Annotated in this window: 25 protein-coding genes; 18 read left to right on the top strand and 7 right to left on the bottom strand. The window is 69.0% G+C overall.

Annotation, left to right across the window (positions count from 1 at the left end; translation table 11 throughout):
• Window positions 1–88: 88 nt before the first annotated feature.
• Window positions 89–1,918, bottom strand: a complete 1,830-nt coding sequence (locus BUQ68_RS10370; RefSeq protein WP_075215897.1) for a potassium/proton antiporter — start codon at window positions 1,916–1,918, stop codon at window positions 89–91.
• Window positions 1,919–2,250: 332 nt separating this feature from the next.
• Here BUQ68_RS10370 and BUQ68_RS10375 point away from each other — a divergent pair, with 332 nt between their 5' ends.
• The 4 genes from BUQ68_RS10375 to BUQ68_RS10390 all read left to right on the top strand — a co-directional run bounded on the left by BUQ68_RS10375 (window position 2,251) and on the right by BUQ68_RS10390 (window position 6,334).
• A complete protein-coding gene (locus BUQ68_RS10375; protein WP_139315201.1) occupies window positions 2,251–4,077 on the top strand; it encodes an ArnT family glycosyltransferase in 1,827 nt (608 codons plus the stop codon).
• Window positions 4,078–4,162: 85 nt separating this feature from the next.
• Window positions 4,163–5,191, top strand: a complete 1,029-nt coding sequence (locus BUQ68_RS23980; RefSeq protein WP_083656468.1) for a phosphatase PAP2 family protein — start codon at window positions 4,163–4,165, stop codon at window positions 5,189–5,191.
• A 41-nt stretch (window positions 5,192–5,232) separates the two neighbouring features.
• Window positions 5,233–5,997 (top strand): glycosyltransferase family 2 protein, encoded by a 765-nt coding sequence (locus tag BUQ68_RS10385; RefSeq protein WP_075216121.1) that lies wholly within the window; start codon window positions 5,233–5,235, stop codon window positions 5,995–5,997.
• Window positions 5,990–6,334, top strand: a complete 345-nt coding sequence (locus tag BUQ68_RS10390; RefSeq protein ID WP_075215899.1) for a lipid-A-disaccharide synthase N-terminal domain-containing protein — start codon at window positions 5,990–5,992, stop codon at window positions 6,332–6,334. The genes BUQ68_RS10385 and BUQ68_RS10390 overlap by 8 nt, the downstream gene beginning before the upstream one ends.
• 21 nt (window positions 6,335–6,355) lie before the next feature.
• Here the strand turns inward: BUQ68_RS10390 and metC are convergent, their stop codons facing one another.
• The 3 genes from metC to BUQ68_RS10405 form a co-directional block, all read right to left on the bottom strand.
• Window positions 6,356–7,537 (bottom strand): cystathionine beta-lyase, encoded by a 1,182-nt coding sequence (gene metC, locus BUQ68_RS10395; RefSeq protein WP_075215900.1) that lies wholly within the window; start codon window positions 7,535–7,537, stop codon window positions 6,356–6,358.
• Window positions 7,538–7,609: 72 nt separating this feature from the next.
• Window positions 7,610–8,509: an alpha/beta fold hydrolase gene (locus BUQ68_RS10400; protein WP_075215901.1), complete on the bottom strand. Its 900-nt coding sequence runs from the start codon at window positions 8,507–8,509 to the stop codon at window positions 7,610–7,612.
• Window positions 8,506–10,572: a lytic transglycosylase domain-containing protein gene (locus BUQ68_RS10405; RefSeq protein ID WP_075215902.1), complete on the bottom strand. Its 2,067-nt coding sequence runs from the start codon at window positions 10,570–10,572 to the stop codon at window positions 8,506–8,508. Before BUQ68_RS10405 ends, BUQ68_RS10400 begins: the two co-directional genes overlap by 4 nt.
• Window positions 10,573–10,858: 286 nt before the next feature.
• Here BUQ68_RS10405 and dapA point away from each other — a divergent pair, with 286 nt between their 5' ends.
• The 8 genes from dapA (at window position 10,859) to BUQ68_RS10445 (ending at window position 17,435) form a co-directional block, all read left to right on the top strand.
• Window positions 10,859–11,734, top strand: coding sequence for a 4-hydroxy-tetrahydrodipicolinate synthase (gene dapA, locus BUQ68_RS10410; RefSeq protein WP_075216122.1), 876 nt, complete (start codon window positions 10,859–10,861; stop codon window positions 11,732–11,734).
• Between the two features lie 16 nt (window positions 11,735–11,750).
• Window positions 11,751–12,230 (top strand): SsrA-binding protein SmpB, encoded by a 480-nt coding sequence (smpB, locus tag BUQ68_RS10415; protein ID WP_075215903.1) that lies wholly within the window; start codon window positions 11,751–11,753, stop codon window positions 12,228–12,230.
• Window positions 12,231–12,662: 432 nt separating this feature from the next.
• Window positions 12,663–13,649 (top strand): DUF808 domain-containing protein, encoded by a 987-nt coding sequence (locus BUQ68_RS10420; protein ID WP_075215904.1) that lies wholly within the window; start codon window positions 12,663–12,665, stop codon window positions 13,647–13,649.
• A gap of 137 nt (window positions 13,650–13,786) precedes the next feature.
• Window positions 13,787–14,158: a YciI family protein gene (locus tag BUQ68_RS10425; RefSeq protein WP_075215905.1), complete on the top strand. Its 372-nt coding sequence runs from the start codon at window positions 13,787–13,789 to the stop codon at window positions 14,156–14,158.
• Window positions 14,155–15,423 (top strand): RNA polymerase sigma factor, encoded by a 1,269-nt coding sequence (locus BUQ68_RS10430; protein WP_075215906.1) that lies wholly within the window; start codon window positions 14,155–14,157, stop codon window positions 15,421–15,423. The genes BUQ68_RS10425 and BUQ68_RS10430 overlap by 4 nt, the downstream gene beginning before the upstream one ends.
• Window positions 15,424–15,545: 122 nt before the next feature.
• Complete coding sequence (locus BUQ68_RS10435) at window positions 15,546–15,959, top strand: VOC family protein (RefSeq protein ID WP_075215907.1); 414 nt, start codon at window positions 15,546–15,548, stop codon at window positions 15,957–15,959.
• A gap of 59 nt (window positions 15,960–16,018) precedes the next feature.
• On the top strand, window positions 16,019–17,101 hold the full coding sequence (locus tag BUQ68_RS10440; RefSeq protein WP_075215908.1) for a WD40/YVTN/BNR-like repeat-containing protein: 1,083 nt from the start codon (window positions 16,019–16,021) through the stop codon (window positions 17,099–17,101).
• A gap of 19 nt (window positions 17,102–17,120) precedes the next feature.
• Complete coding sequence (locus BUQ68_RS10445) at window positions 17,121–17,435, top strand: MoaD/ThiS family protein (protein ID WP_075215909.1); 315 nt, start codon at window positions 17,121–17,123, stop codon at window positions 17,433–17,435.
• 230 nt (window positions 17,436–17,665) lie between these two features.
• Here the strand turns inward: BUQ68_RS10445 and BUQ68_RS10450 are convergent, their stop codons facing one another.
• The 3 genes from BUQ68_RS10450 to BUQ68_RS10460 form a co-directional block, all read right to left on the bottom strand.
• Window positions 17,666–18,547: a flagellar motor protein MotB gene (locus BUQ68_RS10450; protein ID WP_075215910.1), complete on the bottom strand. Its 882-nt coding sequence runs from the start codon at window positions 18,545–18,547 to the stop codon at window positions 17,666–17,668.
• 22 nt (window positions 18,548–18,569) lie between these two features.
• Window positions 18,570–19,433 (bottom strand): flagellar motor stator protein MotA, encoded by an 864-nt coding sequence (gene motA / locus BUQ68_RS10455; RefSeq protein WP_075215911.1) that lies wholly within the window; start codon window positions 19,431–19,433, stop codon window positions 18,570–18,572.
• Between the two features lie 273 nt (window positions 19,434–19,706).
• Window positions 19,707–20,540 carry an amidohydrolase family protein gene (locus tag BUQ68_RS10460; protein ID WP_075216123.1) on the bottom strand — a complete coding sequence of 278 codons (834 nt, stop codon included), beginning with the start codon at window positions 20,538–20,540 and terminating at the stop codon, window positions 19,707–19,709.
• Window positions 20,541–20,783: 243 nt separating this feature from the next.
• On the opposite strand from BUQ68_RS10460, the gene BUQ68_RS10465 reads away from it, so the two are divergent.
• From BUQ68_RS10465 to BUQ68_RS10490, 6 genes are all read left to right on the top strand, one after another.
• Window positions 20,784–21,122, top strand: coding sequence for a hypothetical protein (locus BUQ68_RS10465; protein WP_075215912.1), 339 nt, complete (start codon window positions 20,784–20,786; stop codon window positions 21,120–21,122).
• A gap of 147 nt (window positions 21,123–21,269) precedes the next feature.
• Window positions 21,270–21,470, top strand: a complete 201-nt coding sequence (locus BUQ68_RS10470) for a hypothetical protein (RefSeq protein WP_075215913.1) — start codon at window positions 21,270–21,272, stop codon at window positions 21,468–21,470.
• A 149-nt stretch (window positions 21,471–21,619) separates the two neighbouring features.
• Entirely contained in the window at window positions 21,620–21,853 is a 234-nt protein-coding gene (locus BUQ68_RS10475) for a hypothetical protein (protein WP_075215914.1), read from the top strand.
• A 119-nt stretch (window positions 21,854–21,972) separates the two neighbouring features.
• Window positions 21,973–22,296 carry a hypothetical protein gene (locus BUQ68_RS10480; protein ID WP_075215915.1) on the top strand — a complete coding sequence of 108 codons (324 nt, stop codon included), beginning with the start codon at window positions 21,973–21,975 and terminating at the stop codon, window positions 22,294–22,296.
• Between the two features lie 88 nt (window positions 22,297–22,384).
• Window positions 22,385–23,386 (top strand): ATP-binding cassette domain-containing protein, encoded by a 1,002-nt coding sequence (locus tag BUQ68_RS10485; protein WP_075215916.1) that lies wholly within the window; start codon window positions 22,385–22,387, stop codon window positions 23,384–23,386.
• 3 nt (window positions 23,387–23,389) lie between these two features.
• On the top strand, window positions 23,390–24,223 hold the full coding sequence (locus BUQ68_RS10490) for an ABC transporter permease (RefSeq protein WP_075215917.1): 834 nt from the start codon (window positions 23,390–23,392) through the stop codon (window positions 24,221–24,223).
• Window positions 24,224–24,225 lie beyond the last annotated feature (2 nt).

Here is a 24,225-nt window from a genome sequence, read left to right on the forward strand (position 1 = left end):
TGCGATGCAGCACGACGCGATCCGCTCAAGCTTCAGGTCTTGGCGCGACAGGTCAATGTCCGTGCGAATGCGGCGGACGGAGGGCCGGTCAGATGTCGCGGCCGATCAGCCTGCGGAGCGAGCGGGCTGCCCGTGCCGGCCGCGTGGTGGCTTCGATCGCGGCCGTGTTGCGGAGGGAGCCGACGTCGACCACCTCGTCGAACCGCAGGCGGGCGCGGGTGACCACGCCGTCGGCCACGTCGCGGGCGGTGATGGACGCAAAACCGCCGAGGTCGAGGCGGACGCCGGGGCGCACCTTCGCCCCGAAGCGGGCCGCGAATGCGTCCGCGACGGAGAGACCGGCGATGTCGGGCGGGACGCTGAGGTCGTAGAAGGCGCCGAGCTCGTCGATCATCGCGTCCGCCGCGATGGGGAACTCGCCGAAGACGAGGCGCTTGGCGGCGTTCGCCGCATCCGGCGGCAGCGGCGCGAACACACGGTCGAGCCGGTGCACGCGTTCGGTGGGCACGAGGAAGTAGGCGTAATCGCCGACCCTGAGGCCGCCGGTGATCTCCGCAGCGTTCTTCACCTCGCCCTCGCGCACCACCAGGACGGGCTTCAGCCAGGTGGGGAGGGCGCTCGGGCGGAGGGCCACGAAGCTGTCGTTGGCGATCGGGTAGCCGACCAGTTCCTTGCTGCTCTGGCCCGGCAGGTCGATCTCGACGCGGCTGGTGGCGGCGGCCGGCCGCTTCAGTGCCATCCCGAGCAGCCGGGCGGCGGGTGCGATGGTCCAGCCCTGGACGACGAGGGAGATCATCACCACGAAGAAGGCGACGTTGAAATAGAGCTCCGCACCGTTCACCCCGGCGAGCGTCGGGATGGCGGCGAGGAAGATGGAGACGGCGCCGCGCAGGCCGACCCAGGAGGTGAACAGCATCTCCTTGAAGGTGAAGCCGAAGAGGCGAAGGCAGAGATAGATGGCGATGGGCCGGCCGACGAGGATGAGGAAGACCGCCACCACCAAGCCGGGCACCAGATATTCCATCAGCGTCGACGGCGTCACCAAAAGGCCGAGCACGAGGAACATGACGATCTGGCAGAGCCAGGTGGCGGTGTCGTGGAAGTTGACGATCGACGGAAAGGCCCGCACCTGCCGATTGCCCACCACGAGACCGGCCACGTAGACCGCCAGGAAGCCGGACCCGTCCAGAAGGGCGGTGAAGCCGAAGAGCGCGATCGCGGCGGCGATGACGAACAGCGGGTGCAGCCCGCTGAGGAGATTGAGCCGGTTCAGAAGGAAGACAAGGAGCATCCCGACGGCAAGGCCCATGCCGCCGCCGAGCACGGCCTGGCGCAAGAGGCTCTCGGCCACCTGCCAGCCGGGCATGCCGCCGTTGGCGAGCGCCAGTTCTGTCAGAACCAGCGTGAAGAAGACCGCGACCGGGTCGTTGGAGCCGGATTCGATCTCCAGCATGGCGCCGATGCGCGGCTTCAACTGCAGGCCGCCGGTCTTCAGGAGGAAGAACACGGCCGCCGCGTCCGTGGAGGCCACGATGGCGCCGAGAAGCAGGCCTTCCACCCAATTGAGGCCGAACATGTAGGAGCAGAACACGCCGACCACGCCCGCCGTGATGGCGACACCGAAGCTGGCCAGCACGATCGACGGGGCGAGTGCGTCCTGCACCGTGGACAGGCGCGTGCGCAGGCCGCCGTCGAACAGGATGATGGCGAGGGCGCAGGAGCCGATCAGGTAGGTGGCCTGATAATTGTCGAAGGCAATGCCGCCGATGCCGTCCTCACCGGCCAGCATGCCGATGATGAGGAAGACGAGGAGGAGGGGGGTGCCGAAACGCGAGGCCAGAAGGCTCGACAGGATGCCGCCCAGAACAAGCAGCGCACCGAGCGCCAGGAAAAGGTTCGCACTCGCGATCTGCTCCATGGATCTCGCCGTCTCCTCGTCGATGGGGCGCGATGGGCGGCGTTGAGCCGCACGACGAGGGCGCAAGCCGCTGCGCGCCGCAGGGCCTCGTCGTTTTGCCAGTCGGGCCAGGGAATGGAACCGAGCACGGGACGAACCCGTATCAGCCGATCTGATCTTGGCCGTGATTCTGGACCGAAGGATGACCGCGGTACATGGATTCGTCCCGCGGCACGTGCCCGCTCGGTAAAAAATGTCCCGTGGCGGGCTTACCCGTGCCGGAATCCGCGCTACACGTTCGCCGATCGGCCACCGCACGAGGCGGCTCGGGATCTGTGACATCGGGGTTGTCCATGCAGGACGTGATCGAGGACTCCAAGTCGGCCGTTGCCGGTCGGACGCCCACGGACCCTCCGCCGGCGGCCGCGAGCACGGATGCGGACGGCAAACCCGCACCGGGTCCGGCGGCCCCGAGCGGCGCCACCACGGCGCGACGGCCGGCCGCGTCGCCCTTCGTGGTGATCGTCCACGTGCTGGTGCTCCTCGTCCTCTCGGTCGCCCTTCTGGCGCCCGGGATCGACACCTTGCCGGTCACCGACCGCGACGAGGCGCGATTCGTCCAGGCCACCCGGCAGATGCTGGAGACCGGCGACTGGGTCGACATTCGCTTTCAGGACGACGCCCGCTACAAGAAGCCGATCGGCATCTATTGGCTGCAGGCGTTGTCGGTGACGGCGGTCGGCGGGGGGCCGGACGCGCCGTTGTGGGCTTTCCGGCTGCCGTCTCTCGTCGGCGTCACCCTGGCGGTGCTGTTCGCCTACGGCGCCGGGGTCGCGCTCTTCGGCACCACGGGCGCCTTCTTCGGCGCACTTCTTGTCGCCACCACGGTTCTGACGGGCGTGGAAGCCCGGTTCGCCAAGACCGACGGCATGCTGCTCGCCACCATCGTGGCGGCACAGTGGGCGCTGGCTTCGCTAGCCATGGACCCGGATCGGCGGGCCCGCTTCGGGCGGAACGCGCTGTTCTGGACCGCGCTCGGCTGCGGCATCCTGATCAAGGGCCCTGTGGCGCCACTGGTGGTCGGCCTCACGCTTTTCACGCTGATGGCCTACGACCGGTCGTTCCGTCTTCTCGGCGGGCTGAAACCGCTGTTCGGTCTGCCCTGGATGCTCGCGTTGGTGCTGCCCTGGTTCGTGGCGATCGCCAGCATCTCCGAGGGCGCCTTCTTCCAGCACGCGCTCGGGGAAGACTTCGCCGGCAAGATCGCCGCCGCGCAGGAAAGCCACGGCGCGCCGCCCGGCACCTATCTGCTGGCCTCGTTCGGCACCTTCTGGCCTGCATCGGCCTTCATCCCGCTCGGCATTGCCTGGGCTGTCGCGGCGCGGCACACCCTGCCGGCGCGCTTCCTGATCGCCTGGTCGCTGCCGTCATGGATCGTGTTCGAAGCCGTGGCGACGAAGCTACCGCACTACGTGCTGCCGCTCCTCCCGGCGCTGACGCTGATGGTCGGCGGCGCGCTCGGCGCCGGCCTGTTGATGCCCTCCACCCGATGGCGGCGCGCGTCGCTGGCCTGGATCGCCCTTGGCGGCATCATCCTCTCGGTCGGCCTCAACGGCGCCTTCATCGCGTTGGAGGGCCACGCGGATCCGATCGGCATCGCCGGAGCCGTGGTGGCTGGCGCGCTGGCGCTGGTGGCCTGGGTGATCGCCCGGAAGGGCTACCCGCGGGTGGCAATCCTGGCGACGGCGATCGCGTCCGGCGGCGTGGTGGCGCTCGGCTGGGTGCACCTGATGCCGGCGGCGAAAAGTCTCTGGCTTTCCGACCGCGTTGCGGAAACCGTCACGATAGTGTCAAAATGTACAAGGAGGATCGCGGTCGGCTATACCGAGCCGAGCCTCGTGGTGCGGCTTGGGACCGACACACGGCTGCTGAGGCCGGAGGAGGGCGCGGCAGCGTTTGCCGAGGGTCCGTGCGCGGTCGCCATGGTTGACGCGCGCCGCGACGAGGCCTTCGTGGCCGGCCTCGCGGCCCTCGGGGTGACGCCGACGCTCGCCACACTGGTGGTGGGCAGGAACATCGACGGGCTGAGGCTGCGGACGATCCGGATCTACACGCGGGACGGAGGCACGGCGGGTGACGGAGCTGAGACTGGAGAGCCTCCCGCAGCGCCCACGCCCTAACGCCGTCTTCGCGGACGGCGCCGCCGCCGTTCGCCCCGCCTCGACCGACCGGACACCAAAGGCCGTCCCCTTCGACGCCGCATCGATGCGCGACGCTCGTGCCACCGCAGGCGAACGTCTGGAGGCCGCCGGCCGCGACGGGGCACTCGGCCTGCTGTTCGCCGGGGCTGGCCTCCGATTCATGGCCGCGGCACTCCTGAACCTGACCGGGGCGGCATGGGTGCTGGCACTTTGCGCCGCGAGGATCGCCTCTTTGGAAGTCCGAGCACGCGTCCTCTCGCCGCTTTCCGCGGCGTGGCGGCCGGACCGGGCCATCGCCGCGCTGCGACAATCCCTGGCACCGCTCGATGCGCCGACGCGGCTTCTTCTCGTCATCCTCCTCGCCGGCACGGCGCTCACGGTGGCGGGCTTCGCCCTCAACGACGAGGCACGGGCGGGCGTCGCCGCGCTGCCGGACTGGCTGCGCAAGGACATGCGGGCGATCACCCGGTTCGGCAAGTCGGATTGGATCCTGATCCCGCTCCTCGTCGGCATCCTGGGCGCCGAATTGGCACTCAGACGTGCCCGCCTGCCGCGCCGGTGGGCGGCCTTCCTGCGCCACGCGGAACGGCTGGCGATCTACGGCTTCGCGGTGATCGCCATCAGCGGAGTCGCGGCCATCATCCTCAAGTTCGGCCTCGGCCATCCGCGGCCGTCCATGCAGCCGGCGCTCGAAGGGCTCGGCGCGCTCACCGGGCCGACGCTCGACCCGCGGATGGCAAGCTTCCCGTCGGGCCACGCGACCACCATGGCGGCGCTCGTCGCCGGGCTCGCCTTCCTGTGGCCGCGGGTCGCGCTCGCTGTGGCGCCGTTCGCCCTGCTGGTCGCGGCGTCGCGGTCCGTGGTCGGGGCGCACTTCGCCTCCGACATCGCCGCCGGCCTGCTGCTGGGGGGCGCCTCGACGGTGCTGATCGCCGGCTGGTTCGCCGAACGGCGGCTGGCGCTCCGCGTCGGGGCGCGCGGCCTGCCGGTCCGCAGGCGCTTCCCGACCCGGTGGATCGGCCGCGAAATCGGCCGGCGGATCGGCTTTCCCCTTGCATCCGGAGGCCGGACGGACGATACCGGCGCCCGATGAGCGGCGTCTCGGTCGGAGCGGCGCTGACACCGGAACCGTCCATGACGTCTCGACAGCTACCTCTCCAAGGGTCCGGCGACCTGATCTCCGTGGTCATACCGGCCAAGGACGAGGCGGACAATCTCGCCATCCTGATCGGCGAAATCCTGGTTGCCCTTGAGGCCCATCCGCTCGAGGTGATCGTCGTGGATGACGGCTCCAGCGACGGCACCGGCGCGCTCCTCGCCAAGCTGGCGGGGGAGGGAAAGCCGGTCCGCCATGTGCGCCACGACCGGCCGTGCGGGCAGAGCGCGGCGGTGCGCTCGGGCGTCCTTGCGGCGCGCGGTCGGTTGGTGGTGACCATCGACGGCGACGGGCAGAACGACCCGGCCTACATCCCGGCCCTCGTAGCGGCGCTCGACGGGGCAGGCCCATCGGTGGCGCTCGCGGCCGGCCAGCGGCTGAAGCGGACGGACGGCATCTACAAGAAATACGCCTCGCGCTTCGCCAATTCCCTCCGCGGCGCCATCCTGGCCGACGGCACGCGGGATTCCGGCTGCGGCCTCAAAGCCATGCGTCGGGAGGTGTTCCTGCTGCTCCCCTACTTCGACGGCTGGCACCGCTTCCTGCCGGCGCTGGTGATCCGCGAGGGATTCGGCGTCGTCCACGTGGACGTGGTGGACCGTCCGCGCCGGTTCGGCCGGTCCAACTACGGCATCTTCGATCGGGGGCTGCGCGGCGCGCTCGATCTCTTAGGGGTTTGGTGGCTGAGAAAACGCCGCCGGAAGATCCCCATGGTCTCGGAAATCGGTCTCCCGCATGGTTGAAGTGTTCGCCGCTCTCGCCGACTGGCTTCACGACGTGTTCGTGGCCCAGTGGGACTTCTGGATCCTGTTCGGCTTCATTGGCCAGGCCTTCTTCACCATGCGCTTCGTGGTGCAGTGGATGGCGAGCGAGAAGGCCCGGCGCTCCGTCGTGCCGGTGGCCTTCTGGTTCTTCTCCCTCGGCGGCGGCCTTTTCCTCTTGATCTACGCGGTCCAGCGCCAGGACCCCGTGTTCATCGCCGGCCAGGGTCTGGGGCTGATCATCTACCTGCGCAACCTCCGCCTGATCTACAAGGAGCGGAAGGCCTCCGTGCTGCCGGACGGCGGCGAGGGGCGCTGATCCGCCTCGCCGCCATCGGGATCAGTCCGTCAGCGCCCCATTGAAGCGGGCGAAGCCGGCTTCCAGGTCTGCGATGAGGTCCGCCGGGTTCTCCAGACCGATGTGGAGGCGGATCAGGTGGCCGTCGTCCGCCCAGGCGGTGGCGGTGCGGATCTTCTTCGGGTCCGACACGATGGCCAGACTCTCAAAGCCGCCCCAGGAATAGCCGAGGCCGAAATAGGCGAGCCCGTCCAGCATGGCGGCGACCGCCTTCATGGGCGCCGGCCGGGTGACGAAGGAGAAGAGCCCGGACGCGCCGGTGAAGTCGCGCGCGTAGAGCGCGTGCTGCGGGTGGGAGGGCAGCGCCGGGTGAAGCACCCGCGCCACTTCCGGCCGATCCTCCAGCCAGCGTGCGACCGCGATGCCGCTCTCCTGGTGACGGGCGAGGCGGACCGCCATGGTGCGCAGACCGCGGAGGCTGAGGTTGACGTCGTCCGGCCCGACGCTGAGGCCGAGGTCGGTGCGCACCTCCTTCAGCCGCTTCCAGGCGCGCGGGCCGGCGGCGACGGTGCCGATCAGCACGTCCGAATGGCCGACCACGTACTTTGTGCCGGCCATCAGCGAAATATCCGCCCCGTGGGCGAGCGGCTTGTAGAAGAGCGGCGTCGCCCAGGTGTTGTCGGTGACGACCAGGAGGTTGTGGCGGCGCGCGACGGCGGCGAGAGCGTCGATGTCCTGGAGCTCGAAGGTGAGGGAACCCGGCGTCTCGGTGTAGATGGCGCGGGTGTTGGGGCGGATCAGGCTCTCGATCTCGGCGCCAAGGGCGGGATCGTAGTAGGTCGTCTCGATGCCGAGGCGCTTCGCCATGCCGTCGCAGAAGCGGCGGGCTGGGGCGTAGACGCTGTCGACGACCAGGATGTGATCGCCGGCGCCGGCTACCGCCAGGATGGCGGTCGTCACCGCCGATAGGCCGGACGGGCAGAGCACCACGCCCTCGGCGCCCTCAAGGGCGGCCAGCACCTCCTCCAGCGCGTCGGTCGTGGGGCTGCCATGGCGACCGTAGGTATAGCGCTGCCGGCCGGACAGCATGGTGGCGACGTCGGGAAAAGTGACCGTGGAGCCGTGGTAGACCGGCGGGTTGACGAACCCGTGGTGGTCGCGGGGGTGCCGGCCCTTGTGGGCGAGCAAGGTTTCGGGGCTCGGCTCGATACGGTCGTCGGACATGTAGGGGGCGCCTCGGTGCGGGTGGGATGCGTGTTCCACCGGTTATCCGATTTGGCGCTGACCCGAAAGCGTTCAGGCCGACGGGCTGTCCGCCGCGTCGGCCCGGTCCAGGAAGGCACGGACGGCGGCGATGGTCGGGGCGTCGGTCAGCGTCGGCGCGTGGCCCTGGTGGGGCACCCGCAGGACGGTCACGTGCGGCAGCTTGGCGGCCATCTCGGCGACGGTCGCCTCGGAGAGGAGGTCGGACGCCTCGCCGCGGATCACCATGACGGGGCGGTCGCCGAGCGCCAGGTAAGCCGGCCAGAATGGCGGAAGGCCCTTGGCGGGGTCGAAGGTCGCAAAGGCGTCGAAAAGGCGCGGATCGTAGTCGAGCACGGGCCGGCCGTCGGCATCCTCCCGGTACATGGCGCGGGCGACGGCGGTCCAGTCTTCGTCGGAGAGCGTCGTGAAGGTGAGGCCCATGGTGGCCTTGAGGTCCGCGACCGCCTCGTCCCAGGTGGTGATGGCGTGGCCGAGGGTGAGGTTCATGCGGCTGGCGATGGCGGCAAGGCCGGCGGTCTCGATCACCGGGCCGATGTCGTTGAGGACGACGGGTCCGACGCGGGCCGGCGCGGTGGCGGCGAGGATCATCGTCACGATGCCGCCCCGCGAGGTACCGACGATGGCGGGCGTCTCGATGCCGAGGCTGTCCAGGCCGGCCACCACGTCGGCGGCCTCCACGTCGGGCCGGTAGGTGGCCGGATCGGCGTAGGCCGAGCGGCCGCGGCCGCGGAAGTCCATGGTGACGACCGTGCGGGGATGGTCTCCGGAGGACAGCGCAGCCGCGAGGGTTTCGAAATCGCGGCCGTTGCGGGTGAGGCCCGGCAGGCAGAGCACGGGCCGGCCGGCGGCGCCCGCCGGTTCTCGGATGGTGCCGCCGAGGCGGGTGCCGTCGGCGGCGGTCCAGTCGATGGGGCGCACGGCGGCGCTCACGAGCTGCCGCCCCGCTGAAGATCCTCCACGATCCTGAGCGGCCCGCCGTCCAGGCGCTCGCGGTAGACCTGGAGGTTTTCGGTGACACGCTGGACGTAGTTGCGCGTCTCGCCGTACGGGATCATCTCGATCCAGTCGATCGGGTCGATCCGGCCGTCGCGCGGGTCGCCGAACCGGCGGATCCATTCGTTCACCTTGCTGGCGCCGGCGTTGTAGGCGGCGAAGGTCAGAATGTAGCTGCCGTTGTAGGCGTCGACGAGTTCGCGCAGGTGCGCGGCGCCAAGGGTGGCGTTGTAGCCCGGGTCGGCGGTGAGCTTGCCCTTGTTGTAGGAGACGCCAAGGGTGCGCGCCGTCGCCTGGGCGGTGCCAGGCATGAGCTGGAGGAGGCCGAGGGCGCCGGCGTGGCTGACGGCCGCCGGGTCGAACGCGCTCTCCTGGCGGGCGATGGCGTAGACGATGGCGGTCTCAACCTTGGTCTGCTTGCGCGCGGACTCCGGAATGGCGTTCAGCGGATAGGCGAGCCGCTGCACGTCCATGCCGCGTTCCACAGCGATCTTGCCGACCTGGAGGGCGCCGCGATGGTCGCCGCGCTGCTCCAGGTAGGTGGTGAGGAGGGCGAGCTGGCCGCCGGTCGGCAGCTGACGGGCGAGCTCCGGGTAGAGACTGGAGGCATCGCTCGCAAAGCCCGCCTCGATCAGCCGGGCCATGACGCGGACGAGGTCGTTGCGCCCGAAAGCCTGGCGGTCGGCGTCGGAGGGCTTGGGTGCTTGCGGCAGGCCGAGGGTGGACGCGCCGAGCTTCACCCGCGCCAGCTGACCGTAGAAGGCGACCTGATCGGCGCTCGCCCGGGTGTACCAGGCGCGCGCGTCCTCGATGCGGCCGGCGGCTTCCGCCGTGCGGCCGAGCCAGTAGTGGGCGCGCGAGCGGGTGATCGGTTTCTGGCCGACCCCGGAGAGGGCCTGGAAGTGCTTGCCGGCGGTCGTCGGGTCGTTGAGGAAGCGGAGGGCGAACCAGCCGGCGTGGAAGTGCGCCTCGGCCAGGGTCTCGGGATTCCCGCCCCGGTGGGCGGCCACCACCTTGTAGGCGAGCTTCGCGTTGCCCTTTTCGGCGAGATCGCGGGCGACGATACGCCGCTCGATCCACCAATGGTCCGGATCGATGAGCACGGCCGGATCGCTGCCGGCCTTGAGGAGCGCCGCGGCGGCATCCTCCGGCCGGTCGGCGCGACGGCGGTACTCGGCGAGGGTGAAGAGGTAGGCCGGCTTGGACCGGAGGTCCTTCGGCACGGCGTCCAGCTTGCGAGCGGCGTCCTTCTGGTCGCGAAGGACGGCGGCGCGGGCATCGGCGAGCTGCACGTGGCCGCCGCCGAGGCGCTTGCCGATGTTGGACGCCTGGACCACCCGGTCGTTGTACATGAGGAAGTCGAAGCGCGCCTGCAGCTGCGCTTTCGTCAGCACCGACCCGAAGTCGCGGAGAATGGCGGCGTCTTCCTCCGGAGACAGGGTCTCGGAGGTCCAGAGCTTGTGGAGGGTGGCGCTCGCGCGCTTCTTGTCGCCGACCGCCATCTGGGCGCGGGCAAGGGCGAGCACGCCCTGTTCGGTGATCGGCTCGGACGCACCGAAGGCCGCCACCACCTCGCGCGGAGACATCTTCTGGCGGGCGAGAGCCACCTCGGCGCGGCGGCGCATCATGGCGACGGAGGGCCAGTGCGGATTGCGGGCGGCGAACTCGGTGATCATGCGCGGGGTGAGGCCCGACACGTCCCGGCGGATGGCCATCCAAGTGACGATGTCCTTGTCGAGCTGCGACAGACCGGACGCGATCGAGCGGGCCTGCGGATAATCGTTCTTGCCGATGGCTTTCAGCGCCTGGGCAAGACTCTCGGCGGCGACCTCGACGACGGGAAGCGGCGCGTCGGCGTCGCCGATCGCGGGTTCGGCAAGACGCGGCACGGGCAACGGCACGAGGCCGGGCGCCGCGGAGACCGGCGGGACCGCGGTGACAGCCATCGCGCTGGCAAGGAGCGCGGCGAGGGAACGGGAGGCACGGAAGGGGAGGGCCATGCGTCAGACTCCGGGACTGGCGATGATGGGCCTGGTCCTCCGCCCACCACCAGTTCTTGACGACATCTTAATATGCGCCCGCTTGGTTTATGAACCCTTGATGCGGGCGCTTTGGAGGCGATCGGGCGGCGGAAAAAGCGCAGGCCCGCCACGCTGGCGACAAAGGTTCGGCGGGACGCGACGGCGGCACGATCGCTGTTGTTCTCCAACGGCCGTCACACTATTGTCCGCCGACCACGACGCCGGCGTGGCGATCCGTCCGGCGGGAGATGAAGAAGAAAACGCCATGTTCAAGGGGTCTATCACCGCGCTCGTCACGCCGTTCGCCGATGGAGCCGTCGACTGGGCCGCCTTCGAGGCGTTCGTCGACTGGCAGATCGCCGAGGGCAGCCACGGCCTGGTGCCGGTCGGCACCACGGGCGAAAGCCCGACGCTGAGCCACGACGAGCACAAGAAGGTGGTGGAGACCGCCATCCGGGTGGCCAACAAGCGCGTGCCGGTGATCGCCGGCGCCGGCTCCAACAACACGCTGGAGGCAATCGACCTCGCCCGCCACGCGGAAAAGGCCGGGGCCGACGGCTTGCTGGTGGTGACGCCCTATTACAACAAGCCGAACCAGGAGGGCCTCTTCCGGCACTTCAAGGCGGTGAACGACGCGGTCGGCATTCCGATCATCATCTACAACATTCCGCCGCGGTCGGTGGTGGACATGTCCGTGGAGACCATGGCGCGGCTCTTCGAGCTGAAGAACATCGTCGGCGTCAAGGACGCCACCGCCAAGCTCGACCGGGTCAGCGCCCAGCGCCACGCCATGGGGCCGGACTTCATCCAGCTCTCCGGCGAGGACGGTACGGCGCTCGCCTTCATGGCGCACGGCGGCCACGGCTGCATCTCGGTGACGGCGAACGTGGCGCCGCGGCTCTGCTCGGCCTTCCAGGCGGCGTGTCTGGCCGGCGACTACGCGGGTGCCCTCAAGATCCAGGACCGGCTGTTCCCGCTGCACCAGGCGCTCTTCATCGAGCCGAACCCGCAGGGGACCAAGTATGCGCTGTCGCTGATGGGTCGCATGCGGAACGACCTCCGCCTGCCGCTCGTTCCCGTGACCGCGTCCACCGAGGCGGCGCTGAGGTCCGCACTGGAGCACGCCGGCCTCCTCAACTGAGGCCGGCAGAGAGCAGATGAACGCCAAGAAGGCCACCGAGCCGCCGAAGAAGATCGTCGCCGACAACCGTCAGGCCCGCTACAACTACGCTATCGGCGACAAGATCGAAGCCGGCATCATGCTGACCGGCACGGAGGTCAAGTCGCTGCGGCAGGGGCGGACGAACCTCGGCGACGCCTATGCGGGCGCGCGCGGCGACGAGATCTATCTCTACAACGCCTATATCCCGGAATACCTGCAGGCGAACCGCTTCAACCACGAGACCCGGCGCCCGCGCAAGCTGCTGCTGCACCGCCGGCAGATCTCGCGACTGCTGGCGGCCGTGCAGCGCGAGGGCATGACGATCGTGCCGCTGCGGCTCTATTTCAACGACCGGGGCCGGGCGAAGCTGGAGATCGCGCTCGCCCAGGGCAAGAAGACCCATGACAAGCGCCAGGCCAGCAAGGAACGCGACTGGAACCGGGAAAAGGCGCGGCTGATGAAGAGCCGGGATTGAGGGTCATCGTCCGGATGCGATGGACGGGATGCATGTCCGGACATGACATGCGTGGGTGGTCCGCCTGCGCGGACCATGACGATGGGGAGGATGGTAGACGTCACGGATGTCCTCCTTCGCTTGATCCCAACGCTGTGGAGGATGGGGAACGGGTTCGATGTCCTCCGTTTCTCGATCCCAAGCGTCACCCCGGCGAACGCCGGGGCCCAACCGTCGGTGGCCTCATCTGCGCCGATGCAGGGTGCGGCACGTTCGGTTGGATCCCGGCGTTCGCCGGGATGACGGCGTAACGGGAGGATGCAGACGACCAGCCGATGAGCCTCCCACATAGCCTCTTGTTCATCGTCCCGCTTCTCGCCTATGCGATGGATGGAGCAGAACGGCTGCTCGCGCGTTTGCCCAGGCACGCGCCACCGACAGGAGCAAAGACCCGTGAGCATCGGCCTGATCGCACTTCTCGACGACGTGGCGGGTCTCGCCAAGGTCGCCGCCGCTTCCCTCGACGACGTGGCGGCGCATGCCGCGAAGGCCGGCGCCAAGGCGGCGGGCGTGGTGATCGACGATGCGGCGGTGACGCCGCGTTATGTGGTGGGCTTCGCGGCCGAGCGGGAACTGCCGATCGTCTGGCGGATCGCCATGGGATCGATCAAGAACAAGCTCATCTTCCTGCTGCCGGCAGCCCTGCTGCTCAGCTATTTCGCGCCGTGGGTGATCACGCCGCTGCTCATGCTCGGCGGCGCCTATCTCTGCTACGAGGGCACCGAGAAGGTCTACGAGGCGCTGTTCCCGCACGCGGCGCACGGCCACGAGGCGCAGATCGGCGCGGCGCCGGAGGATCCGGCGGCGTTCGAGAACGCCAAGGTGGCCGGTGCCATCAAGACCGACTTCATCCTCTCGGCCGAGATCATGGCCATCACGCTGGCGGCGATCCCGGCGGAGGACAGCCTTGCCATGAAGGCGGTGGTGCTGGCGGCGGTCGCCATCGGCATCACGGTCGCGGTCTACGGGGCCGTGGCGCTGATCGTGAAGGCCGACGACGCGGGCGTGGCGCTCGCCAAGAGCTCCACCGGCGCCGGCCGGGCGCTCGGGCGCGGGCTGGTGTTCGGCATGCCCTATTTCCTGAAGGCGCTGGCGGTGGTCGGCACCGCCGCCATGATCTGGGTCGGCGGCGGCATCATCGTGCACGGGCTGGAGGAATACGGCTTCGACACCCTTGGCCACGGCATCCACGACGCGGCCGTGGCGGTCGCCGACGCGCTGGTGGTGGCGCACGGGTTCGTGGAATGGATGGTGGCCGCGGCGCTCTCCGGCGTCGTCGGGCTGCTCGTCGGGGCGGCCATCATCCCGCTGACCGAGCACGTGATCGCGCCGATCTGGCACGCGGTGCGCGGCAAGAAGGCCTCTGCGGCGGCACATTGAAGCCGGGGTACATGCGGCGGGTCGGGCAGGCCGATCCGCTGCCGTGCGGCATTCCATTCGTCCTGTAAAAACCCTCCCGACCGTGTCGGATCCGGGCATACTCGTTCGTCCTCGCTTCATCACGAAGGACGCGAACCATGCTCTACGCCATCCTCTGCTATGACAACGAAGACGTCGTCTGCTCCTGGACCCGGGAGGAGGACGAGGCCGTGATGGCGAAGCTTGCCGTGGTGCAGGACCGGCTGCGCCAGGAGGGGCGGCTCGGCCCCGTGGCGCGGCTGCTGCCGACGACCGCCGCCACCACCGTGCGCAAGGGCACCGAACCGCTGGTGCTGGACGGGCCGTTCGCCGAGACGAAGGAGCAACTGCTCGGCTTCTACATCGTGGAATGCGAGACGCTGGACGACGCGGTCGCGACCGCCAAGGACCTCGCCAAGGCGTCAAGCTCGAAGGGATCCTACGAACTTCGTCCCGTCGGCTTCTACCAGCCAGAGGGGAGGGGGGCGTGACCGACCTCGCCTGGATCGACGGGGCGCTCGCCGCCGCCCGGCCCCAGGCGGTGGCGGCCTTGCTGCGCTATTTCCGCGATCTCGACACAGCCGAAGAAGCGTTTCAGGACGCCTGCCTCCGGGCGCTGAAGGCATGGCCGGCGAACGGGCCGCCGCGCGATCCCGCCGCCTGGCTGATCATGGTGGGGCGAAACGCCGCCATCGATCAGGTGCGCCGCGCGTCGCGCCAGCAGCCCCTGCCGCCGGAGGATCTGCTCTCCGACCTTGAGGATGCGGAGGCGGCGGCCGCCGAGCGGCTGGACGGCAGCCACTACCGGGACGATGTGCTGCGGCTGCTCTTCATCTGCTGTCATCCGGACCTGCCGGCGACCCAGCAGATCGCGCTGGCGCTTCGGATCGTTTCGGGTCTTTCGGTGAGGCGGATCGCGGCGGCGTTTCTGGTCGGCGAGGCCGCCATGGAGCAGCGGATCACCCGCGCCAAGGGGCGGATCGCCAAGGCGGGCGTCCCGTTCGACGCGCCGGGGCCGGTGGAGCGGGCGGAGCGGCTGGGGGCCGTCGCCGCCATGGTCTATTTGGTGTTCAACGAGGGGTATTCGGCGACGGGCGAGGCGGTGGCCGAGCGGGCTTCGCTCGCCGACGAGGCGATCCGGCTCGCGCGGCTGCTGCTGCGGCTGTTTCCGGCGGAGCCGGAGATCATGGGGCTCGCCGCGCTCCTCCTCCTTCAGCACGCCCGGACGCCGGCGCGGTTCGACGCGGCGGGGGAGATCGTGCTTCTGGAGGAGCAGGACCGGAGTCGCTGGGACCGCAAGGCGATCGCCGAAGGGCTCGCGCTCCTCGACAAGGCGCTTCGGCACGCGCGGCCCGGTCCCTACCAGGTTCAGGCCGCAATCGCGGCGCTGCACGCCCGCGCCGGGCGGGCGGAGGACACCGACTGGCGGCAGATCGACCTCCTCTACGGCACGCTGGAGCGGCTTCAGCCCTCGCCGGTCGTCACGCTCAACCGGGCGGTGGCGGTCGCCAAGCATCGGGGGCCGGCGGAGGCGCTGGCGCTGGTGGAGCCGCTCGGCGGTCGGCTCGACGGCTATTTCCACTTCCATGGGGTGCGCGGCGCCTTCCTGATGCAACTCGGCCGGGCACCGGAGGCGCGCGAGGCGTTCGGTCGGGCGATCGCGCTCGCCGGCAGCGCTGCGGAGGCGGCCCACATCCGCCAGCATCTGGACAGGCTCCAGGCGGACAGCGCCGAGGCGATCGGGGCGGCGCGCTGAGCGGGTGGAAAAAAAGTTGGCGGCGGGTGTCGGGTGCGAAGCGGCGGCCTCGTCCTTGGACGAGCAGCGTGCATCGGTACCGGTCGAAGCGCGGTGATCTTGCAACAGAGGAGACCGATCCGATGATGGTGCAACCCTATCTGTTCTTCGATGGCCGCGCGGACGAGGCCGCGTCCTTCTACCAGGCCGTCCTCGGCGCGGAGGTTTTGGAGCGCATGACCTTCGGCGACGCGCCGGACCCGCCGCCGCCCGGCATGCTGCCGCCCGGTTCGGAGGGCAAGGTGATGCACATGACGCTGAAGCTCGGCGACAGCCTCGTCCACCTGTCCGACGGCGGGTGCGGGTCGGCGGCCGCGTTCCAGGGCTTCCAGTTGGCGGTGACGCTCGAAGATCCGGCGACGCTCGACCGGATCGCGGACCGGCTGGTCGACGGCGGCCAGGTGACCATGCCGGCGGGGGAGAACTTCTTCGCGCGGCGCTTCGTGATGCTGAACGACCGGTTCGGCGTCGCCTGGGCGCTGATCGTGCCGCGCTGACCAGACGAAACCAAGGCCTTGCGGGAGGCGGGGCCGATCGAAGGGGAGGGAGATCCGAAATGACCGATACGGTGTTCGTGCTCGTCGGCACCCGAAAGGGCGCCTTCATCGCCGCCAGCGATCCGGCGCGGCGGGAGTGGTCGCTGAAGGGGCCGTTCTGCGAGACATGGCCGATCAACCACGTCATCGCCGACCCGGCGACCGGCACCGTCTACGCCGCCGGCGGCAACGAGTGGTTCGGCCCGGCGGTGTGGGCGTCGAAGGACCGGGGCGAGACCTGGACCCATTCGAGCGCGGGGCTCGCCTACGCGGCGGGCGAGACGCCGATCAAGGCGGTGTGGAGCCTGGCAATCCGCGACGGCGTGCTCTACGCGGGCGTGGAACCGGCGGGCCTCTTCCGCAGCACCGACGGCGGCGAGACCTGGAGCCATGTGGCGGGCCTGCGGGACCATCCGAGCCGGCCGCAGTGGCAGCCGGGCGGCGGCGGGCTGATCCTCCACTCGATCGTGCTCCACCCGCGCGATCCGGGACAGATCTGGGTCGGCATCTCGTCGGCGGGAGTGTTCCACACCTTCGACGGCGGCGAGACCTGGAGCCCGCGCAACCGCGGCACGCGGGCGGACTACATGCCGGAGGACCAGCGCTATCCGGAGGTGGGCCAGTGCGTCCACTGCATCGTGATGGCACCCGGCAACCCGGACCGGCTCTACCAGCAGAACCACTGCGGCATGTATCGCAGCGACGACGGCGGCGTGACCTGGGAGAGCATAGAGGAGGGCCTGCCTTCGACGTTCGGCTTCCCGGCTGCCGCCCATCCGCGCGACCCGGACCAGCTCTTCCTGGCGCCGCTCAACGGCGACATCCAGGGGCGCTTCATGCCGGACGCCAAGGGCGCCATCTGGCGCACGCGCAAGGGCGGAACGGCCTGGGAGGCGAAGCGGGAGGGGCTGCCGCAGGAGAACGCCTACTTCGGCGTGCTCCGCCAGGCGATGGCGACCGACCGGCTGGAGCCGGCGGGGGTCTATTTCGGCACCAATTCCGGTACGCTCTATGCGAGTGCCGACGAGGGCGACAGCTGGGCCGCGCTCGCTCATCATCTGCCGGTCATCACCTCGGTGGAAACCGTGGTGATGCCTGCCTGACGCTGCCGGAGACCATCAGATGGACAGCCTCGCGCCCGATCCGAAGCCCGTCGCCGCGGAACCGCGGCGGCCGGTGTGCGTGCGCCTGCCGGCGGCCCTCGCGCCGCTCTTCCCGGACGCGCCCCGGCGTCTGGAGGTGGAAGCCGCGACCGTGTCCGACCTCGTGGACGCGCTCGATGCCCGCTGGCCCGGCATGCGGGATCGGATCTGCGATTCGACGCCCGCGATCCGGCGGCACATGAACGTGTTCGTGGACGGCGAGCGGGTGGGGCTCGACGCCCCCCTGCCGCCGGGCGCGGACGTGTTCATCCTGACCGCGATCAGCGGGGGCTAGAGCATTCTCCGATCAAGTTGCACGACTTGATCGATGAGAGAATGCTCCAGCTCAGTGAATCTGGAGCGATTTCTTCTCGACCTGACGATTCCGTCAGGTCGGAAAGCGCTCTAGCCGAAGGTCGGATCCGGCCGGACTTCGGCCGGAACGGCGCGAACGATGTCCTGCCGCCCAGACCATTCCGTCTGGTCGGATTGCCCGCCAGGAGATCCGGGCCGGCTCCTGAACCCTCAGGGATTCAACGCTTCCGGCAGCGGCGGCGGCAGGAAGGCGACGCTCACACGGACCCGCTCGTTGGGGGACATGAACGGATCCTCGACAAAATAGGGCTCGGTGGCGGCGAGGCCGCTGACCGAGCGGATGTGGTCGTCGGACAGCCCGTTCTGGTTCAGGATCGCGCGCACCATGTTGGCTCGGTCGGCGCTCAACTCCCACGCCCCGTAGCTCCGGTCGGCGTAGCGCACGCCCGCCGCGGTATGGCCCGAAATGGTCACCTGGGCGTTGAGCTGCTGCAGGATCGGCGCGATCGCCGCGACCATGACCCGCGCCGGAGCCAGCGGGGCCTTCGACCCGTCAGCGAACATCCGTCGCCCATACTGCTCCACGATCTGGATGTCGAGGCCCTCGTCGGTGACATCGATCTGGAGATTGTTGAGGTAGGGCGTCACCTCCGGCAACGCTTGCAACGCCTGCCGAATGCTGGCCGCTGCGCTGTGATAGGCCTCGGCGGCGACCGCCGGACTGTCGGCGTCGCTGTTGCCGGCGTTGCCTTGCCCGGCGCCGCCGTATGCCGCGTCGCGCGGCGCGGAGGGATCCATTCGGCTGATGTCGGGCCGCGAGCCCGACGACTGGCTGCCGGAATGGGCAATGGCACTGCCGTCCAGGACACCCCCCGCGCCGCTGGTGCTGAGGCTTACGGCGGCCGGCGCGAAGTATTCCGCCAACCCCGTCTTCTGCTCCGGCGTCGTCATGCTGATCAGCCACATCAGCAGGAAGAACGCCATCATGGCCGTCACGAAGTCCGCGTAGGCGATCTTCCAGGCCCCACCATGGTGCCCGTGTGCGGCCTTCTTGATCTTCTTGATTATGATCGGTTGATTGGGTTTGGCCATGGCGTTCCTGCTGGAAATCGGGTCAGGTCGTGGCGGGCAGATTGGCGGTTGCCGCTTCCACTTCGACAAACGTCGGGCGGACTTCGCTCATCAGTGCCTTTCGGGCGAATTCCACCGCCATCACCGGCGGCTGGCCGCTGATGTGAGCGAGGAGACCGGCCTTGAGCGACAGGTAATACTTGGATTCTGCTTCGTAGATGCTCTTGAGCGACTGCGCCATGGGCCCGAAGAAGCCGTAGGCGACGAAGACGCCGAAGAAGGTGCCAACCAGCGCGCCGCCGATCAGATGCCCCAGCACCTCCGGCGGTTCGGTGATCGCTCCCATGGTCTTGATCACGCCGAGCACGGCGGCGACGATGCCGAGCGCCGGGGTTCCGTCGGCGATCGACTGCATGGCCGAGACGACGCGCTCCTGTTCCTGGTGGTGCGTCTCCAGTTCCGAATCCATGAGAGCGTCGATCTCGTGGACGTTGTCGGCGCCCATCGTCAGCATGCGCATGTAGTCGCAGACGAACTCGACCGCGTGATGGTTCGCCGCGAACGTCGGGAAGGCGTTGAACAGCGGCGATTCTTCCGGATTTTCAATGTGCGGCTCGACCTGCATCAGGCCTTTCTGCTGCACAAGCTTGTACAAAGCGTATTGCATCGCCAGAAGTTCGACATAGGCTTCCGGCTTGTACTTGGGACCCTTCAACAGCGTGCCGAACATGGACGGCACGGCCTTGAGCACCGGCGCGGTGTTGCCGATGACGAAGGCGCCGATTGCCGCACCGAGAATGATGACGAACTCGAACGGCTGCCAAAGGACTTCGATATGGCCGCCCATCGCCATGTAGCCGCCGAAAACGCACGCGAAAACGACGATGATGCCGATGATCAAACGCATGGAAATGTCACTCTTGCGACGAAGCAGGTCCGGCGTTTGTGAAGCCGGTCCTTACCATGCAATGTTTCCTATTCGAGTTAAGGCCAAGTTTAGAGCCAACGGCCGGAAAGCCCAGCCGAGGCACTTGCTTAGCGGCACCGAATTGTTGGGTGACACTGTCCTATTCGCTGAACGCAAAGCGGGCCGAAGATCCGATCTTTCCCGACGTCAATAACTTCGCATCGAATAGACCAAAGGTCTTTCGCGTGCATCGGGCCACATCTTCAAAGCGGCCTAGACCCGGTAGATGCGCTCCGCGTTGCGGTGGAAGAGGCGCGCGCGCTCGTCGTCGCTGCAGCCGGCCGTTAGGGTGCGCGTCGCTTCCACCCAGCGGGTGAGGCTGGCGGTCTGGGTGCAGACCGGCCAGTCGCTGCCCCACACCACCCGGTCCCAACCGAAGGCCGCGATCGCGTGCTCCACGTAAGGACGGAGGTCGTCCACGCTCCAACTGGGCACCGCATAAGCGACGACGCCGGAGATCTTCACGGCGACGTTCGGCCGGCGGGCCATCTCGGTCATGTGGTCGGCCCAGGGATGCCGGGCGCCTTCGGCGACGGACGGCACGCCGCAGTGGTCGAGCACGAAGGGAATGTCGTCGGGCACGCTGTCGACGAGGGCGATGGCGGTCGGGATCTGGCGGGCGGCGACACAGATGTCGAAGCTGAGCCCGGTGCCGGAGAGCCGCGCGACGTTGCCGCGGAAGAGGGCGGCCTCGGACACGTCGTCCGGCACCACGTGCAGCACCCGGCGGAAGCCCTTGACCAGCGGATTGGCACGCTGGCGGGCGAGGAAATCGGGAAAGTCCGCCGTCTCCGGCCGGCAGGCCGCAATGGCGCCGCGCACCAGGCTGCCGGGACGGGCGGCGATCTCGGCGACGAGCCGCGTTTCGCGCTCCATGTCCTCAGGGCCGACGTCCACCTCCATGTGCAGCGCGTCGGTGATGCCCGCAGCCGCAGCCTCGGCGGCGTAGGTTTCGTAACTATGATCCCGGTCGAGCGTCGGAACCCCGGCAAGCCATGGATACGAGAGTCGTGTCCGCTCGATGATGTGCAGGTGCGTATCGATCATCCGCATCGGTCTTCCTCCCCAGGCGACGGTGCGGCGGCCCCCTCTCCGCCATCCGTCTTCAACCATTGGGGCACGGCTCGCGTGCCGGATCAAACGAAGACCGCGTTCAAGGCTTGCATGGGCCCGGCCTCTCGGTTGAAAGATGCGAGATCAGGTATTTCTCCTATCCGGGCGACGCCGCCGCGACCGGACCCGACCATCCAGCCTCGAATCGGAGCTCTCATGCCGTCCCGATCCTTTGCCATGACCGCCGCCCTTCTGACCGTCCTTTTCTCCGTCGGTTCCGTTCCGTCCTTCGCCCAGACTGAAGCGCCCGCGGCGCAATCGTCGGCCGAGGACGACACCGACGCGCGCCTGATGCGCCTGGAGCGCGTGCTCGTGGAAATCGCAAATCGCCCCGTCATCGTCCCCGGGCTCAACGTTTCCTGCGCCCAGGACACGCCCGCCAATTGCGCCAAAGCTTTCTGTGTGGATGCCGGCTACGCGGACGGCAGCGTGGTCGCCACCATTCCGCAGCGGCCGATGCCGCCGAACCCCGTACTTCTGACGGTGGTCGCGTGCCGGGCGGCGCCGCTGGAGTGATCCGCACGAAGCATCTGGTGGATTGTTCAGGCAAGTGCCCAACTTTTCACATTAAATCGGATGCTGAAATTAACAACGGTGGTGAAATCCGCCGCGGTTCGTCTATGATTGAGATGTTGATACTTGGTTAACGCATGGGGGCCAGTCATGCCGACCGAGGTGACACTCTTCCTGGGAAGCTGCGGAGCCACGGCGACGGGTGTCGTCCTGGCGCTTGGAACCGACTTCGGTGCCGCCGCGGCCATCGCGGTAACGGTCGCGCTTCTCGCCAGCGTCGTTCAGTTCGCGCTCACCCCCGACGATGTGCGTGACGAGGGAAGCGAGTGGTCGGCGGCTTCCACTGCCTGACCCGACCCATACAGACGGCTGCGTGACGGCCGTTCGATTCCGCCCAGACGATCGAGCGCCGGCCAAACCGGTGCCGCCCGTGCGCCTTGGTCCGGTGGAGAGGTCCGACCGGCCGACCAGGGTGGATGCAGCCAGGGAGGCTTTTTCAGATGCCGACGCAGTCGCATGCGTGGATGGACATGAACACCATGCCGGTGGACACGGACGTGGAGGTGCGCGACGCGCTCGCCTACCGCGCCGTGGCGCGGCGGCGGCCGAACGGGCCGGGATTGACGCTGGTGGAGGGCAGCCTCGCCGGCCGGCCGATCGGCTGGCGCTGGCGGGAGGACGATCCGAGCCCGGTGCCGACGTCGCTCTGGCCGGTCGGCGTGCCGCCGCGCTGACGCCCAAGCCGTTAACCGCACCATGAAATGACCCCACCGGGATCACGTGAAGGTGCGTGAAGCGTCACAAACCCGTCGCCGTCCTTCGTCAGAAAGCGGGCAACCGAAAGGGATGCGTCATGCCCGCCGTTCGTCTCTCCCCGAAGACCCAGCACGCGATCCTGCGCGCGATCGATAAGGCGATCCACCGCCGGCCGCTCGCGGCCGCCGTGATCGTGTTCGGCGCGAACGCCACGCTGCTCGACGAGGTGAAGCGGATCGCCCCCGTCGACGTGATGACCTATGACGACCTCTACAGCCCGGAGCAGCGCCAGCGGGGCCTGCCGATCATCCAGAGCCTGATCCACAACGAGCGGACCGCCCCGGTGGTGATCGTGGGCGATGCCCGGTTCGACCAGCATCCCGCGTTGGTGAGCCAGATGGTCCATGTGACGCTGCAGTGAGGTGTGGCGCGCGCAGGCTTGCGAGCCCACGCGTGTTCGTGCAATGTTCCGCCGCTACACCCTCCTTTCGCCCCCCTCGGAGCCTTGGATGATCGCCGGCGCCAGCACCCCCGCCGTTGAGACCGTCGGCCTTCGGAAGACCTTCGGCGCCAAGCACGCCGTGGACGGTATCGACCTTTCGATCCGCCGCGGCAGCATCTTCGGCCTACTCGGGCCGAACGGCGCCGGCAAGACCACCACGGTGCGCCTGCTCGCAACGTTGTTGAAGCCGACCGCCGGCACGGCGCGCGTGCTCGGCCACGACGTGGCGCGCGAACCGGAGGCGGTTCGCCGGCGGGTGAGCCTCACCGGCCAGTTCGCCTCCGTGGACGAGGATCTGACAGGCCGCGAGAACCTGGTGCTGATCGCCCGCCTGCTCGGCCACGGCGGGCGGGACGCACGGGCCCGGGCGGACGAGCTGCTCGCCGCCTTCGACCTCGACGACGCGGCCGCCAAGCAGGTGCGCACCTATTCGGGCGGCATGCGGCGTCGGCTCGACATCGCGGCGAGCCTCGTCACCACGCCGGATCTTCTCTTCCTCGACGAGCCGACCACGGGGCTCGATCCGCGCAGCCGCAACCAGGTTTGGGAGATCGTGCGCCTGCTGGTGGACAACGGTACGACCGTCCTTCTCACCACCCAGTACCTGGAGGAGGCGGACCAGCTCGCCGAGCGGATCGCCGTGATCGACCACGGGCGGGTGATCGCCGAGGGCACGAGCGCGACCCTGAAGGCCTCCGTCGGCACCGGCGTGCTGCACGTGCGGCTCGCCGATCCGGCCGACCGGGAGGCGGCACGGGCGCTGCTTGCCGCCGAACTCGGCGGGCCGATCCACCTCGACGCCGATCCGGCGGCACTGACGGCCACGGTGCCGGACCCGGCGCGGGCGGCGGCGGCCATCGCGGCGACCGGGGCGGCGGGCATCCGCGTCACCGACTTCTCGCTCGGCCAGCCGAGCCTCGACGAGGTCTTCTTCGCCCTCACCGGGCATCCGGCCGAACCGTCGCCGGACGACGAATCAGCGGCCGCAACAGCCGCCGGGCGGAGCTGAGCCATGGCGATCGACACCCAGCGCCGCGACGTCGGCGCCGCCATCCGCGCCGCCCTGAAGCCCCGGCCGCAGCCGAAGCCGGCCGGCACCGTCTCGGCGGTGCTGACCTTCGGCTGGCGGGCGCTTCTGAAGATCAAGCATATGCCGGAGCAGCTGTTCGACGTGGTCGTCACGCCGATCATGTTCACGGTGCTGTTCACCTATCTGTTCGGCGGCGCGCTGGCCGGATCGACGGACGCCTATCTGCAGTACCTGCTGCCGGGCATCCTGGTGCAGTCCGTGGTGTTCACGTCGGTCTATTCGGGGCTGACGCTCAACACGGACATCAGCAAGGGCATCTACGACCGGTTCCGGTCGATGCCGGTGTGGTCGCTGTCGCCGGTGCTCGGCACCATGGCGGGGGACGTGGTGCGCTACACGGTCTCGTCGCTGATCGTTTTCGCCATCGGCTTCCTGATGGGCTACGAGGCCGCGACCGGAATCCTCGGCATCGTGGCAGTGATCCTCCTCCTCGACCTCTTCGCCGCCGGGCTCAGCTTCATCTTCACCACGCTGGCGCTTCTGGTGCGCACGCCCTCCACGGTGATGACGCTCGGCTGGATGGTGCTGATGCCGCTCACCTTCGCGTCGAACGTCTTCGTCGACCCGGCCACCATGCCGGCCTGGCTGCAGACGGTGGTCGCCTGGAACCCGGTGGCCCTCCTGGTGACGGCGGCGCGCGGCCTCCTGGACGGCACCGGAAGCGCCGCCCTTGTCGCCGGATCGCTGGTGGCGCCGCTCGTGGTCACCGCCGTGTTCGGGCCGGTGACCATGGCGCTCTACCGGCGGGAGCGCTGAGC

It is taken from the genome of Mongoliimonas terrestris (assembly GCF_001927285.1).
GTDB lineage: Bacteria > Pseudomonadota > Alphaproteobacteria > Rhizobiales > Pleomorphomonadaceae > Chthonobacter > Chthonobacter terrestris.

What these genes read in the sequence shown, in the direction of transcription:
- BUQ68_RS10370 (WP_075215897.1), bottom strand. Translation starts at nt 1,918, where the DNA reads ATGGAGCAGATCGCGAGTGCGAACCTTTTCCTGGCGCTCGGTGCGCTG.
- BUQ68_RS10405 (WP_075215902.1), bottom strand. Translation starts at nt 10,572, where the DNA reads ATGGCCCTCCCCTTCCGTGCCTCCCGTTCCCTCGCCGCGCTCCTTGCC.
- BUQ68_RS10450 (WP_075215910.1), bottom strand. Translation starts at nt 18,547, where the DNA reads ATGGCCAAACCCAATCAACCGATCATAATCAAGAAGATCAAGAAGGCC.
- dapA (WP_075216122.1), top strand. Translation starts at nt 10,859, where the DNA reads ATGTTCAAGGGGTCTATCACCGCGCTCGTCACGCCGTTCGCCGATGGA.
- metC (WP_075215900.1), bottom strand. Translation starts at nt 7,537, where the DNA reads ATGTCCGACGACCGTATCGAGCCGAGCCCCGAAACCTTGCTCGCCCAC.
- BUQ68_RS10470 (WP_075215913.1), top strand. Translation starts at nt 21,270, where the DNA reads ATGCCGACCGAGGTGACACTCTTCCTGGGAAGCTGCGGAGCCACGGCG.
- smpB (WP_075215903.1), top strand. Translation starts at nt 11,751, where the DNA reads ATGAACGCCAAGAAGGCCACCGAGCCGCCGAAGAAGATCGTCGCCGAC.
- BUQ68_RS10460 (WP_075216123.1), bottom strand. Translation starts at nt 20,540, where the DNA reads ATGATCGATACGCACCTGCACATCATCGAGCGGACACGACTCTCGTAT.
- BUQ68_RS10480 (WP_075215915.1), top strand. Translation starts at nt 21,973, where the DNA reads ATGCCCGCCGTTCGTCTCTCCCCGAAGACCCAGCACGCGATCCTGCGC.
- BUQ68_RS10490 (WP_075215917.1), top strand. Translation starts at nt 23,390, where the DNA reads ATGGCGATCGACACCCAGCGCCGCGACGTCGGCGCCGCCATCCGCGCC.
- BUQ68_RS10385 (WP_075216121.1), top strand. Translation starts at nt 5,233, where the DNA reads ATGACGTCTCGACAGCTACCTCTCCAAGGGTCCGGCGACCTGATCTCC.
- BUQ68_RS10435 (WP_075215907.1), top strand. Translation starts at nt 15,546, where the DNA reads ATGATGGTGCAACCCTATCTGTTCTTCGATGGCCGCGCGGACGAGGCC.
- BUQ68_RS10440 (WP_075215908.1), top strand. Translation starts at nt 16,019, where the DNA reads ATGACCGATACGGTGTTCGTGCTCGTCGGCACCCGAAAGGGCGCCTTC.
- motA (WP_075215911.1), bottom strand. Translation starts at nt 19,433, where the DNA reads ATGCGTTTGATCATCGGCATCATCGTCGTTTTCGCGTGCGTTTTCGGC.
- BUQ68_RS10475 (WP_075215914.1), top strand. Translation starts at nt 21,620, where the DNA reads ATGCCGACGCAGTCGCATGCGTGGATGGACATGAACACCATGCCGGTG.
- BUQ68_RS10445 (WP_075215909.1), top strand. Translation starts at nt 17,121, where the DNA reads ATGGACAGCCTCGCGCCCGATCCGAAGCCCGTCGCCGCGGAACCGCGG.
- BUQ68_RS10375 (WP_139315201.1), top strand. Translation starts at nt 2,251, where the DNA reads ATGCAGGACGTGATCGAGGACTCCAAGTCGGCCGTTGCCGGTCGGACG.
- BUQ68_RS10485 (WP_075215916.1), top strand. Translation starts at nt 22,385, where the DNA reads ATGATCGCCGGCGCCAGCACCCCCGCCGTTGAGACCGTCGGCCTTCGG.
- BUQ68_RS23980 (WP_083656468.1), top strand. Translation starts at nt 4,163, where the DNA reads ATGCGCGACGCTCGTGCCACCGCAGGCGAACGTCTGGAGGCCGCCGGC.
- BUQ68_RS10465 (WP_075215912.1), top strand. Translation starts at nt 20,784, where the DNA reads ATGACCGCCGCCCTTCTGACCGTCCTTTTCTCCGTCGGTTCCGTTCCG.
- BUQ68_RS10390 (WP_075215899.1), top strand. Translation starts at nt 5,990, where the DNA reads ATGGTTGAAGTGTTCGCCGCTCTCGCCGACTGGCTTCACGACGTGTTC.
- BUQ68_RS10425 (WP_075215905.1), top strand. Translation starts at nt 13,787, where the DNA reads ATGCTCTACGCCATCCTCTGCTATGACAACGAAGACGTCGTCTGCTCC.